Annotated in this window: 10 protein-coding genes; 3 read left to right on the top strand and 7 right to left on the bottom strand. The window is 40.3% G+C overall.

What is annotated here, in order from left to right:
- Positions 1 to 46: 46 nt before the first annotated feature.
- The 5 genes from ACM0OY_RS22075 to ACM0OY_RS22055 all read right to left on the bottom strand — a co-directional run bounded on the left by ACM0OY_RS22075 (position 47) and on the right by ACM0OY_RS22055 (position 6,968).
- Positions 47 to 1,642: a DHA2 family efflux MFS transporter permease subunit gene (locus ACM0OY_RS22075; RefSeq protein WP_414570980.1), complete on the bottom strand. Its 1,596-nt coding sequence runs from the start codon at positions 1,640 to 1,642 to the stop codon at positions 47 to 49.
- 77 nt (positions 1,643 to 1,719) lie between these two features.
- Positions 1,720 to 2,979 (bottom strand): MFS transporter, encoded by a 1,260-nt coding sequence (locus ACM0OY_RS22070; protein WP_414570979.1) that lies wholly within the window; start codon positions 2,977 to 2,979, stop codon positions 1,720 to 1,722.
- Positions 2,980 to 3,095: 116 nt separating this feature from the next.
- On the bottom strand, positions 3,096 to 4,547 hold the full coding sequence (locus ACM0OY_RS22065; protein ID WP_414570978.1) for an HlyD family secretion protein: 1,452 nt from the start codon (positions 4,545 to 4,547) through the stop codon (positions 3,096 to 3,098).
- Positions 4,548 to 4,708: 161 nt separating this feature from the next.
- Complete coding sequence (locus tag ACM0OY_RS22060; protein ID WP_414570977.1) at positions 4,709 to 5,176, bottom strand: MarR family winged helix-turn-helix transcriptional regulator; 468 nt, start codon at positions 5,174 to 5,176, stop codon at positions 4,709 to 4,711.
- Between the two features lie 130 nt (positions 5,177 to 5,306).
- Positions 5,307 to 6,968: an ArnT family glycosyltransferase gene (locus ACM0OY_RS22055; protein WP_414570976.1), complete on the bottom strand. Its 1,662-nt coding sequence runs from the start codon at positions 6,966 to 6,968 to the stop codon at positions 5,307 to 5,309.
- 416 nt (positions 6,969 to 7,384) lie between these two features.
- Between ACM0OY_RS22055 and ACM0OY_RS22050 the strand changes: the two genes are divergently transcribed.
- The 3 genes from ACM0OY_RS22050 to ACM0OY_RS22040 all read left to right on the top strand — a co-directional run bounded on the left by ACM0OY_RS22050 (position 7,385) and on the right by ACM0OY_RS22040 (position 9,701).
- Positions 7,385 to 8,029, top strand: a complete 645-nt coding sequence (locus ACM0OY_RS22050; protein ID WP_414570975.1) for a class I SAM-dependent methyltransferase — start codon at positions 7,385 to 7,387, stop codon at positions 8,027 to 8,029.
- Between the two features lie 232 nt (positions 8,030 to 8,261).
- Positions 8,262 to 8,771, top strand: a complete 510-nt coding sequence (locus tag ACM0OY_RS22045; RefSeq protein ID WP_414570974.1) for a hypothetical protein — start codon at positions 8,262 to 8,264, stop codon at positions 8,769 to 8,771.
- A gap of 42 nt (positions 8,772 to 8,813) precedes the next feature.
- Positions 8,814 to 9,701, top strand: a complete 888-nt coding sequence (locus ACM0OY_RS22040; protein ID WP_414570973.1) for a hypothetical protein — start codon at positions 8,814 to 8,816, stop codon at positions 9,699 to 9,701.
- 110 nt (positions 9,702 to 9,811) lie between these two features.
- Here the strand turns inward: ACM0OY_RS22040 and ACM0OY_RS22035 are convergent, their stop codons facing one another.
- Together ACM0OY_RS22035 and ACM0OY_RS22030 are read right to left on the bottom strand one after the other, a co-directional pair.
- Positions 9,812 to 10,534 (bottom strand): hypothetical protein, encoded by a 723-nt coding sequence (locus ACM0OY_RS22035; RefSeq protein WP_414570972.1) that lies wholly within the window; start codon positions 10,532 to 10,534, stop codon positions 9,812 to 9,814.
- Positions 10,535 to 10,968: 434 nt separating this feature from the next.
- Positions 10,969 to 13,017, bottom strand: coding sequence for a PAS domain S-box protein (locus ACM0OY_RS22030; RefSeq protein ID WP_414570971.1), 2,049 nt, complete (start codon positions 13,015 to 13,017; stop codon positions 10,969 to 10,971).
- Positions 13,018 to 13,904: the final 887 nt, after the last annotated feature.

Genomic DNA, 13,904 nt, shown 5'->3' with positions numbered 1-13,904 from the left:
TAGTACCTGAGTAGTTTTATCAAATATTTTAACCCATACCACAAATTTAATGAGCGACAGCACTACCACTTGCCTTCACTTTTTTAAAGAATAAAATGGCAATTCCACTCAGTAACAAAGCAATGCCAATAAAGTAAAAACAATCGTTAAAAGCCATTACAAATGCTTCACGGCGGACAATATTTGATATAGATGCGATCGCCTGATTTTGTGCTGTACTTAAATCCGCTCCTCGGCTGATAAAATATTGTGTCATTTGGTCAATTCGCTGTTGAGTTGCTGGGTCATATAAAGATATTCCATCGCCCAATCTATTGGAGTGAAATTGTTCTCTGTTTGTTAATAAAGTTGCCAAAGAAGCAATTCCAATAGAACCGCCCATATTCCGCATCATATTAAATAAACCGCTGGCTGAACCTGCTTCTTTTGGACTCAACCCAGCAGTGGCAATAGAGCTAAGTGGTATCATAATTAGGGGTTGTCCCATTGCACGTACAAATTGTGACCAGCGTAATTGATCTAGCCCTGTTTCATGAGTCATTCCTGAATTCATAAATGCACTAATGGAAAATAAAGTCACACCAACAGCTACCATTAATCGCACATCAATACGTTGCATCAATCTGGGTATTAAAGGAATAATAAATAGTTGGGGAATCCCAGCCCACATTAATACTTCACCAATTTGCAACGCATTATATTTTTGAATTTGGGCAAGATACAAAGGTAAAATATAAATTGAACCATACAGTCCTACTCCCAAAGAGACATTCACAATACTCGCTAAAGCAAAGTTACGTCTAAACAACAGCCGCAAATTAATAAATGGTTGTTTACGAGTTAATTCTATAAAGAAAAATACTGCTAAAAAAATTACTGCAATTATAGTTAAGCGTACAATCAATGCTGAACCAAACCAATCTTTGCGGCTACCTTCTTCTAAAACAACTTGCAGGGAACCTAATCCAATTGCCATCGCAATAATTCCCCACCAGTCACCTTGTTTTAATAAACTAATTTGGGGTGTTTCTTGCTTAATTCCGTACCAAACACCAGCTAGCATTAATGCCCCTGGAATTAAATTGATATAAAAGTTGTATTCCCAACCAAAATTTTCAGTTAACCAACCTCCTAATGTCGGGCCAATTGATGGGGCGAAAACTGCACTAAAACCAAATGCTGCTAATCCTACTGATTGTTTTGATGGCGGTAAGGTCGTTAAGACAATTGTCATAGCGGTGGGAATTAATACTCCTCCACAAAAACCTTGTAAGGCGCGGAACACAATCATCGAATTCAGATTCCACGCCCAAGCACAGCATATAGAAAAGAAGATAAATAGGGCAGTATTTACTAATAAATAACGTCGTAGAGAAAAAACTCTTGACAACCAGCCTGTTAGAGGAATTACTACAATTTCTGCAACCAGATAGGCAGTAGAAATCCAAGAACCTTCTTCTAGAGTTGCTCCTAAACTTGCTTGAATATCTTGCAGGGAAGCATTAGTTATTTGAATATCTAAGACCGCCATGAATGCACCAAGCATACTTGCTAATACACCAATCCAGGTTCTTAGTGGTACACGATCTGGTGGGACAGCAGGATTTCTTCCTGGCTGACGAATTACACCTGTATTAGCCATAATTTTGTTCCAATCTAAAGGTTAAGTCACCAAAAAATTATGATTTATATTTTATACATTTAACTGCGTTTTTTATTTTAAGCTTTATTACTTATTAAAATGCCCTTCTTTTCATAAATTGGACGCATTATTTGTCTTAAAGCCGGCAACTGTTTACTAAAAATGATAGAACAGATAATACAAGCAATCCCATCAAAAATTAAAGTGTTGGTAGCACCAAAACGATTTGCTAATACACCTCCTAATAAATTGCCCACAGGAATCATTCCTAAAAATGACATTGTATATAAGCTCATCAATCTTCCGCGTTTATCTTCTTCAACAATTGTTTGTAAAAATGTATTGCTGGCAGCAATTTGCAGAATTGTTCCCAAGCCAACAAATAACATAGTGAATAAAGAAAGTGGTAAAAATCGGGAGAAAGAAAAGCTAATCAGACCAATTCCTAAAATTGCCGGAGCTAAAGCAATCAATTTACCAATTCCCAAGATTGTTTGCCGTGTAGCGAGATAAATACCACCTGATAAAGCTCCAACTCCAGACGCCGCCATCAAAAACCCCAAGGTTTCGGCGCCACCTTTAAGAACTTCTTCAGCAATAACTGGTACAAGAATAGTGTTTTGTAATCCGAGAAGGCTAACTAAAGCTGATAGCAATAGAACCGCTCGGATGGGTGGAAAGCTAAAGGCATATACAAATCCCTCTTTAACTTTTTCCAAGGGATTACCATCAGTTACCGAATTTTTCCAAGGTTTAATTTTCATCGCCAATAAAGCAGCGATGACAGCAATATAGCTCAACCCATCAATTAAGAAACAATAGGCAGTTCCTATGCTGGCAATTAGTAAACCCCCGATCGCAGGGCCAATTAATCGCGCACCGTTGACCATTGTAGAGTTAATGGCGATCGCATTGGCTAAATCTTCCCTGCGTTCAACCAATTCTGGCACAAATGCTTGCCGTGCTGGTGCATCTAAGGCGTTAATAAATCCTTGAAACAAACTCAAGGCGATGATTTGCCATACCTGGATTACACCAGTCAGCGCCAACGCTGCTAATGCTAACGACTGAATCATCGCCAAGATTTGCGTACCAATTAAGGTACGATATCGAGAAAAGCGATCTACAAATACTCCACCAAAGGGAGCTAAAAAAAAGCTAGGAATTTGACTCGAAAATCCTACAACTCCTAGCATTAATGGGGAGTTCGTCAAGTCATAAACTAGCCAAATCGTGGCAAGTTGTGTCATCCACGTCCCAATCAGGGAAATACCTTGTCCGGCAAAAAACAGCTGGTAGTTTCTTGACCTTAATGCAGGTAGTAGCGGTTTTTTCATGTCAGTTGTTTTTATACCAATCTGCTTTCATAGATATCATCTGGCCTGATCTTGATACGCCTCTCTGAAGTCATAAGCAGAAAGATGTTTTTCATCTATTTGCAAGCACTTTGGTACTACTTAACTTCCACTGCAACTTCCGCAGACATCCCTGGTGTAATCCGCGATTCGTATCCTTGAATACTCTTTTGGTCGAAAACTATTTTTACCGGGATGCGCTGTACAATTTTGGTAAAGTTACCTGTAGCATTATCTGGTGGCAATAAGGCAAACTGAGCGCCGGAAGCTGGGGAAATACTGTCAACACGACCAACAAAACTATGATGAGGAAAGGCATCCAGTTTGATTTCTACTGGTTCTCCTGGCCGCATCTTTTCTAATTGAGTTTCTTTGAAGTTTGCAACTACCCAATTCTGATTATCCACGATCGCCATTAATGGTGTTCCCGCTGCAACTCGGTTACCAACTTCCACGTTTTTCCTACCTATGCGTCCAGCACTAGGAGCGGTAACATTAACGTAGGATAGTTGCAATTGCGCGTCTTTGAGAGATGCTTCTGATTGAGCGATCGCTGCTTTTGCTGCTTCGTATTGACTACGTTTTGCTGTTGTATCTTGGCCGCCTGCTGTCGCTTGTTGTAATCCTCCCTTGGATGCAGCCAATTTCGCTTGGGCGCTGACTACACTTTCTTGGGCTTGTGCTAACTGAGATTGGGCTTTGGCGACGCCAACTTTGGCCGAGGCTAATCTGGCTTGGGCTTGTTCTACTCCCTGAACAGCAGCATTTTTCTGCGCTACAGCTACATCATATGCCGCTTTGGCTGTGTCTAATTGCTGACGAGCGATCGCACCCGATTTATACAATTCGTTGTAACGATTGTAATCTGCTTGGGCTTTTTCTAAGTTGGCATTTGCTTGGGCTACCTGCGCCTGGGCTGCGGGAATCCCTGCTTGGGCTAACTTGACTTCCGCTTGCGCCGCTGGTATGCCGGCTTGCGCTTCTTGGACTGCTGCTTGTGCAGTAGAAATTGCTGCAACAGCATTGCTGACATCCCCTTGCGCCTGAGTTGTCTTACCAGTGGTGGTTTCTGAAGCTAAGGCAATATTCGCTTGCGCGGCTTGCGCCTGACCACGCGCATTTTCTAATGCTGCTTGTGCTTGTTGGACTTTACTTTCATAGTCCCGTGGATCTAACTTCACTAACAACTGTCCCGGTTGCACTAGTTGATTATCATTCACCAGCACTTGGGTCACAGTTCCGGGAATGCGGCTACTAATTTGGTGAATATTTCCCACAATCGTGGCGTTATCTGTTTGTTGGTGGGTAGAGGAATATTGCCAGTAGTTATAGCCAAAAGCACCTGCGGCGATCGCACCTACACCTAATCCTGCCAAAATCAAACCAATGGGTTTTTTACGCTTCGGTGGAACTTCTTTTTCTGTCTTGGGAGTTATAACAGGTGCTTCAACTGTCTCTACAGCTTCTAAAGTCTCTGAATCTGTAATCAATTCTTTTTCTAAAACTGGGGTTTGGTTATCCTTGCGTCCGTTCAAGCTATTGGCAGCCATAATTTTTAAGTCCTTGCAGAATGATTTGATTAACTGTCGTTTATTTAGAATACGTATTATTTAGTTACGAGCCTTTATCTGGCTTTTATTTAGTATGCGTAATATTTTCTCAAAATAAATCTTAACCTTGCTTCCTCCGGTTGGGTGATTGTGGGAGGATCTTAGGAGAGGTTAGCGATGGCCTGATTCAAGATTTGGGAAAACAGTTCCCGGTCAGCAAAGGAGATACCATTCATCGCCTCATCACGGACTGCTGCGGCGATTGGAGGTAAGACAGTTTGTAGTTCTTTACCTGCATCCGTTAGCCAGATTCGCCAGATGCGGCGGTCATGAGTATCGCGTTCCCGACGTACCAAGCCACGTTCTTCCATCCGGTCTAGTACCCCAGTTAGAGTACCGCCCACTTGTTTGAGTTTGTCCCCGATACTAGAGGTAGGTAAACCATCTTCTTGCCAAAGACAGCACAACACCAACCAGTGAAATGGCGTCAACCCAAAGGGTTCTAGTCTATCAGTAAACTTACGTCCAAGTAGTTGCGAGAGTAATTTGATTCTGTAGCCCAAATTATATGGTGCAAGGTTTTGCTGCCACGACTCTAAAGTTGGGGATTCATTAGATGTAGAAACCATTTGCTAAAATATTTAGTATGCGTAATATTCATATACTATCTAAATTAATATGTTTTGGCAATAGCTGTTTTTTAGGGACTGGGGATTGGTAATTAGTTTTAGGCAAAGGACAAATGACAAATGACAAAATTTAAGGAAGTAGTTGAATAAACTGGTACTCTTTGACAGTAGCGAGAACGCGATGAGGTCTGGATAACTTAGGGGATTGATCTTTAGAAGTCCAAGCATAGCTATTAGCTGGTACTTCGGAAAAGGAGGCTACTCGTTTATCGTCAATAGCAATGTAGAAATCGAGCAGCACTTGGACTTTATCATCTATTTCCACAAAGTATATCGGATTAGTTTTTAGAATGGAAGCGATCGCACTTTGTTGCAGAAAAACTCTTAAAGCCGGGTTATAGTCACTTAATAGTCCCGTAGTCCCCATCGCCGCTAAAGCTAACCAACAGGGAATTAACCAACCTGCAATCCAATAACGAGTTGTGAGAAACTTTTTGCCAAAATGATAACGACCAATCCACACTACAGGTAAAATTAACCAACCCAATCCCATAGCCAAGCCAATAATTACATACTTGCGGATATCGGGACTACCCCAAGCAAGAACCACAATACTGGCAATGATAAGTAAAACACCAAACCCGCCAAAGCCATAACTGAAGTTTCGGGGAAGATTCTGCTTGGCAAAAAAGTTTAATATATTTTTTTTACCTTTTTGAATAGAGGATTGTGGGGGAATTTCTAACTCGTAAATTTTGCCTAGCCAGTTTAAACCCACAGATGCAAACAAAGCGACGAAAGGATAAAGGCAAAGACTATAGTGAGAAAAACGAGTCGTAAAAATACTAATTTCAATAAAGAAGATAATTGGAAATCCAACTAGTAACAATTGGTAGCGCAAGGGGCGACGAATAGCCAAAAATAGTCCTAAAATTCCGAAAAAAGCCCAGGGAAATCCTTTGAGGGCGATATTCCATACATAGAAGAGAAAATTCGTATGATAATTATCATTACCATTACTACCTTGATATATTACAAACTTGTACAACTCCTCAAAACTTTGATTTCCATAATGTAACCAACTCAGCCATAGCCAAACGAAGGTAGGAATCAAACCCACGAAAAAGCCTAAATATAAAATAGGGTTAGTCAGATGACGATGACGCCTACGATCCAAAATTAAATAAGGCAATAAAGCTAAGATTGGTATAAAAATCATAAAGCTTCTGACTAAGAAGCCCAAACCTAGACTTAAACCAGCAATAAAACTCCAAAAGTACCGTTTTTTCGGATTTAACTCTGCTTTCAAAAAAGACAAAATCGCTAAAATTACCAAGAAAACTAGAGGCACATCAGGTGTACTTAAACGACAAGATTGCAGCCAGAGAAATTCCACACTTAAAATTGCAGATGCTAGCCAAGCTAATTTTTTACCCAGAATAATTTTGCCGATTTCATATACAAGCCATAAGCACAGAATTCCTGTAATCATGCTAGGAAGACGCGCACTAATATCATTGATGCCAAACAACCTATAGAAACTGGCAATTAACCAATAAGGTCCAGGAGTTTTGTGATGTGCCTTTTCCCAAGGTGCTATCCAATTACCAGAATCAAACATCAGACGTGCCCGTGAAGCATAAAGCGCTTCATCATGTGCTATCAGGCTGTTATAACCAGAATTGAATATTAATAAAGGTAGTATCCAAACTAACAAAGTCAAATGGGGTGATGCTGCTAACAGCAGGATTTTGCGCCAAATATACTGCAAAAACTGTAATTTGTAAAACATTGAAATTTAGAAGAATATAGATGCTGCTATGTGGACTTATTTTATGATGGATGATCAAGTTTGATATAAGACTTCAGAATTCAGAATTAACAAGGTTTAAATACACAAACTTGATAATTTGAGAAAAATAAACTAGGTATACAATCATTGATTTTTCAACTATTCCTAATGGCAGTTGCTCATAAGGTAAACCTCAAGATCCCACTGCCTCCTCCTAACTCCTAACTCCTGAACTATTACCACAAACTAGCCCTTAAAGCCAGACATAAAACTTGTTTTACTTCTTAGTTATGAATTCTGTCTTCTGACTTTTGTCGGATGTATCTTACTATTATTAAAATATGTTACAGAGTGGTTGTTTAAAAATACCTGAAATTGCCGCATTTTTGGAAAAAAGTTATCTACACGAGAGATTTATGCAGCTAAGACCGAATGAACGCTTAAAATTAGACGACACAGACGATCGCCTATTCTACGCTTATCCTCGCTTCGTCACTCATGTAGATGAAGGATTTATTCAACAACTAACGGATTTATATCGCGATCGCCTCAAACCCAACACCCGCATCCTTGATATGATGAGCAGCTGGGTCTCCCATCTGCCAGAAGAGATCCAATTTTCCCATATCGAGGGACACGGACTCAACGGCGAAGAACTAGGACGCAATCCCCGCCTAAATCATTACTTTGTGCAAAACCTCAACGAAAATCCCCAACTTCCTTTGCCAAATGAAGATTTTGATGCGGTTCTCAATTGCGTATCTGTGCAGTATGTCCAATATCCAGAAGCAATATTTTCCGAAATTCACCGCATCCTCAAACCCGGTGGTGTGGCCATCATCAGCTTTTCTAACCGGATGTTCTTTCAAAAAGCGATTCAAGCTTGGCGGGAAGCTTCAGAACCACAACGAGTGGAATTAGTCAAGGGTTACTTCGCCTCAGTACCAGGATTTAGCACCCCAGAAGTTATCGTTCATAAATCAACAGTACCGAATTTTTTACAGTGGCTGGGCGCACCCGGAGGAGATCCGTTTTATGCTGTTATTGCTTACCGCAGTTAACTATACGACTCCTATTTGATTGCCTGAAAAACCACCGTACACCTCGAAAAGGCTAATCCCTATTCTTGTACAGATGCGATTAATCGCGTCTGTACCTGTGTAAATAATTTCAAAAATCAAAGCCGATTACTATAAATACCCAACAATCATTATCAAAAAGTAAATTTTCTGAGTCAAAATCACTAGCACCGCAGATAATTGCCTCAAAGCTCAAGTATCAGGAGAATCCAAAATGGTTTTACACCGTGGGCGTAGAGTTTTAGCTGCGTTGTTACTTTCAGTAATACTACTGACAACATCTTGTACTGCAAAAACACCAGGACGTTTCGACCAGGCGCAGCAAGACAGCACTAAGCAAAAAAGCGGTCAAGCCGTGGCTAAGACAGCAACTCAAGGTAGCGAATTTAACAAATTTTTCCCAGATGCTAGTGGTGGCTACCAACGCGTCTATACCCAAGAGAAAAAGGGTTTTGCTGAAGCGAAGTTGAAAAAAGGCGGTAAAGATATAGCTCTGCTCTCTATTTCCGATACCAGCAGCGTACCAGCAACAGCAGCAAAGTTCTCGAAAAGCACCAAAAAAATTGGCGGTTATCCCGCAGTAGAACTAGGTAACACGCAAACTGCAATTTTAGTAGGGAAGTATCAAGTAAAAGTACTTTCTCGCGATCCGTCGTTTACAGCTAGCGATCGCGCAGATTGGCTAGAAAAATTTAATCTCAAGGGTCTAGCTAAACTCAAATGAGCCGCATTCTCAAGATAATAAACCTGAAATAAGGAGATTTTTGTGAGCAAATCGATTTTTCAGTTGGTTGATGAATTACCAACCGGCGGCTTAACTGTTTCTTTGTTAAATTCCCTCGATTTTGTTGCTCCTGGCCAGTGGCAAAATACCGTCGGCTTTGTCAACACAATTAAGACAGTTACTCTCGAAACCGACGAAGATTTAATTCAGCAAATTGGCGAACGAGCCATTTATCTGTTCAACGATAAATCTCAGGGATATCAAACAGCTTTGTGGCTATATCAAACCGTTGATAATACAGATAAAGCCCTTGGTGCAGCAGCTTTAGCTAACAAAGTCGGTGAGAAAATTCCTTTGTTGGGTTTTTTAAACTCTGTCACTCCCAAACCTGACAAAGCCCAAACCATCGATTTGACATTAAAATTAGTCGCTGAATTGGTAGCCTTCTGTCAAATTAACGGCATTCCCGGAGATAGTATTGGGGATTTTGTTGCTTCTTTGGGAGAGTATAGCGGTGAGTCACTCATCCGCATGGTAGCCTTAGTTTGTGTTGATGGTTTGATACCTCTAGGCCCAGACTTCATCAGCAAAGCCATATCCGGTCTGAATCAGACAAATCCCCAGGAGTTAGAGCAAAACTCAACTTTCCAAAATATCAAAGATGTGATTCCGGGTAACAATGCTGGCAGTAAACTCAATTTTATCGGCGAAAGCTTTGACTCAGTTAAAGGTTGGATGAGTGGGTTAGTTAACGCCAATAATTTAACGCCACAAAAAGTTGTCCACAACTTGCAAAGTTTTGCGGATGTCGCCGATGACAAATTAGACTACCTCGCGGCGTTCCTGGATGTATCAACCAATTATTATGAACACACAGGTACGCAAACTTTGGCACGTCGCTTAATTGAACGGGCGGTGGCTGAGATTTAGATTGATGGGGGACTGGGAACTGGGGACTGGTGAGGTTTTTCTAATACTCAAGACCCAATTCCTAATCCCCAATCCCTAATCCCTAGTCACCAATACCCAATCCCCAATCCCTACTGCGGTAAACGCAAATCTCCGGCGATCGCGTATAAATAAGGTTGAAAAATAGCCAAATTTTCCAGTTTTTCAAACTTACCTGTTTGAGTACCTGAATCAAAGGCAGTCGTAATTACGTAAAGTCTAGCCCCGTCAAAGGCAACATGACCGATATGTTGCTCTTGTACTCCACCTTCTTGGTTAAGTCCAGCAAACCCATAGCGGATTCCCTGAAGTTTACCAATTGGTACTGGTTGCGGTGGGTAGGTTGATAAAATAATCTCCCTTCCATATTGAGCTTGACGGTCTTTGGCAAAAGTAGCATAGTTGTCTGCAACCCAAGCCTTGAGTGCTGCCAAAAGCTGACTTTGATATTTAGAACTTTGGTAGTCAATTTCAGAACCAGTTGGAATCCCCGCAGCTACAAGTTTCTTTTGAAAATCTGGAATCTTTTCTAGTGGGTAAATGTTAATCTCAACTGTACCCAAAACTTTTCCCTTAGAGGAGATACATAACAAAGGCGCATTTCCATTACAAACAGCAACTTGCCAGTTAGTTGGAGCAGTAGTATTTCCGAGAATTTTCTGCCAGACATTTCCCTCAGCAGAGTTGGAAAGTTTTGATACGGCAGGAGGATTTGGCGCTTTCTTTGGAGAAAAGCGCGGGAGAACAAATTTTGCTCCCACCGGGATTAATAGCACTAAAATCAAACCTAGTATTAAATGATAAAGTCTTAACATTTTCCTGAAAATCCATAGTCAAGGATTGCAAAGTAACGAAATAATCTGCAATTCGTCATTAATTTAGATTCATTTAGGTTCTATGATTCACAATCCATTGATGGACAAAAACAATTTATATTCTTGATTTCAAGCCCCTAGTTTTACCTATAGCTTAATAATTACGAGTTATCGCGATCGTATATACAATACTTTACGTAGAGATTGGAAAAAGGCAGGACTTACGCAAAATCATGAAATAACGAACCGCAAAGGACGCATAGACGCAAAGCGGCTTCCCGCAGGGTAGGACACAAAGAAATAAGAGTTTTAGAGAGTTTTTGCGTAAGTCCTAAAAGGGTAAAAGTTTTAAACCTTTACCCTTTTCCCCTTACCTTTTCCCCCGCCTTTTGGCAGCTACTACTGAGGGCGTACCAGCCGCTAAAAGCTCAAAGCTATGGCTTGCTCAAGACATTGTTAATAGCGTGTAATAATTCATGGAAAGTGTAGGGCTTACGCAAGAATACATTGATGCCAGCCTCAGTAACTTCTGCAAGTTGGCTGTTTGAAGTCATGCCACTGATGCCAACAACCTGAACTTGTGCATTCATCTGTTGGAGGATGCGGATAGTAGTTAACCCATCCATTGATGGCATCATCATATCCATCAACACTACACTAATCGTATTTTTATGTTCTGCGTACAATGAGATCGCCTCAATGCCATTACTAGCTGTCAAAGTTTTGTAGTTATGGTCTTCTAATGAAGTTTTAGTGATTTCCAGGATGGCAGTTTCATCATCCACAATCAGAATTAACTCTCCTTTGCCATTGAGCAATTCTGATTTCTCTGCTTCCTGCGTTGTTTTTTCTTTGATAGCTGGTAAATAAACCTGAAATTGAGTACCCTTGCCTACCTCACTCTCAACATTTACAAAACCACCATGTTTTTCGACAATGCCAATCACAGTAGGCAAACCTAGTCCTGTACCCTTGCCTAATTCCTTAGTTGTAAAAAAAGGTTCAAAAATTCGCTCAAAAATCAGCGGTGGAATCCCAAATCCTGTATCTTTTATAGTTATAACTACATACGGCCCTACGTGAGCATCCAAATTCATTTTGGCAAAGTTTTCATCAACGAATAGATTTTCTGCACAAATATATAGGGTGCCACCCTTGGGCATTGCATCACGAGCATTGACGCACAGGTTCATTAATACCTGATGTATTTGAGTAGGATCTGCCAAGATTGTCCAAAGGTTTTCCTTGGGTAAATTCTTACTAATTTTGATGGATTTGGGAAAGGTACTATTAATTATTTGTTCAATTTCTAATAACAGATATTCAATTTGCAAACAAACGCCTCTGCCTTCAAACCCTCCGCGTGCAAACGTCAGAATCTGCTTGACCAAATCAGCTGCACGTTTAGAGTTATCTTCCAGAAGCTTCAGCAGTTGCTGATTACGTACATCAAGATTGGGAAGTTTGAGCGCCAACATTTGAGAGGAGGACATAATCGGCGTCAATATATTGTTGAGGTCGTGGGCAATACCACTAGCCAGGGTGCCGAGACTCTCCAACCGTTGGGCGCGAAGAAATTGAGCTTGGAGTTGTTTTTTCTCAGTAATATCGGTATCAACAGTGAGGATGGATTTAGGTTGCGCCGTTTCATCACGCATCAGTGTCCAGCGGCTTTCTGTGATAATTTCCTTACCAGATTTTGTAACTTTATATAGCTCACCCTGCCATGAGCCAGACTCAATCACATTTTGGAGAGCTACTTTTAGCTGTGGTGAAGTTTTTTTATATAAAAGCTTGTCAGGGTTTTTACCTATAACTTCATAAGCTTGCCAACCGTACAGACGCTCTGCACCTTTATTCCAAAATAAGATTTGGCATTGGAAATCTTGAACTAAGATCGCGTCAGTAGCAATATCTAGTAAAGCTGCTTGTTCAGAGATTTTTTGTTCCGCCTGCTTGCGTTCAGTGACATCTCTTGCTACTCCTTGAGTTTCAGTCACCTGTCCGCGATCATCTGTAATTGCAGTAACATTCCATTGAAACCAGCGAATACCTTTAACTGTCAATGCGCGTTGCTCATAAACCTTCAAGCAATAGGGCGGAAACGCTAAAGTTGCCATGTTTTCCCGCGATTGAGGTAAATCATCTGGATGAAAAAAATTAAATATAGATTCACCAACCAACTCATCCAACTCTGAGCCAAATGTTTTGCACGCGGCTGCATTAGCAAAAGTCAGTTTTCCTTGCAAGTCAGTCCGAACAATCACGTCAGTTTGACTCTCAACCAACTGACGATAAAGCTTCTCACTCTGCTGCAATGCTTCTTCAGCACGTTGGCGTTCGTGTAGCGCAGCTTGCCGTTCACGGATTTCCTGTTGCAAAAGTGCATTCGCACGGGAAAGTTCAGCGGTACGTTCCTCAACTCGTATTTCTAAATCTTCTTGAGCTTGACGTAGCAACCTATCTATCTGCTGACGTTGCATAACATCATGTTGTAATTCTTGGTTGGTTTTGCTTAATTGGGCGGTCTACTTTTCTATCTATTGCTGTAATCACACCAGACAATTGTAAATGCTTAGACAGGACTAGATAAAGATGTCTAAGTCAAGATTTAAGAGCAGTTCCTTTTCCTCCCTAGCTATAAGCAATCCTCGCTGTTTAGATTTTAATGTCTGAAAACGTTATTCTAGCTGGATTCTGGAGATACCACAATCTTAACAGGTATGGCCATTGAACATGTGTTTCACTCATTGCAGCATAAACTATGGTTGGTTACAAGTTGAGGAAATTGTAAATATCTGAAGTTAACATTAGTAAAGACTCGTAAATATTGCTTAAACAAAGTTTTTTACTCTCTTTTGTTCTTAAAATTCAAATTATTAGTATTTAGATGCATAATTTTACTGTCTCTCTGAGATTGCACTCAGGACTTAGGCATGAATATGAATTATTTAGACCAGTTATAGCAAGGCAATAAAAAACCAAAAAAATCCAGTATATCTGAGTAAACATAAATCTTATATTCTAGATCCTAAAACCTTGTGCTGTAAGTCTTTTTCTCTGGTAAAACCTTTTTCAAAATATTGCATTTTCTGGCAAATTCCAGAGTATTTTGAGACTGAGTGAACTGTTGGAACACACAAGTTAATTTATAATTTTATACAAAATTAATAAATAGTTTGAAAAAATAAAGATTTGGTCAACAGATATTTTTATTCTTGCGTATAAAAAGATTAAAGATTAATATTTCATTCAGGAATAAAACCGAGCTTATACTGAAATTGACTTGCTACAGGCGTAGCAAATTGCTCGGCAAGGCTAACAATACGGTTTAGTTAGCCAAAAATTTGGATTTTTGGGGAGTATAAAG

The sequence above is a fragment of the Nostoc sp. CCY 9925 genome, from assembly GCF_963920935.1.
GTDB lineage: Bacteria > Cyanobacteriota > Cyanobacteriia > Cyanobacteriales > Nostocaceae > Nostoc.
This window is presented reverse-complemented; position numbering and strand designations above follow the sequence as displayed.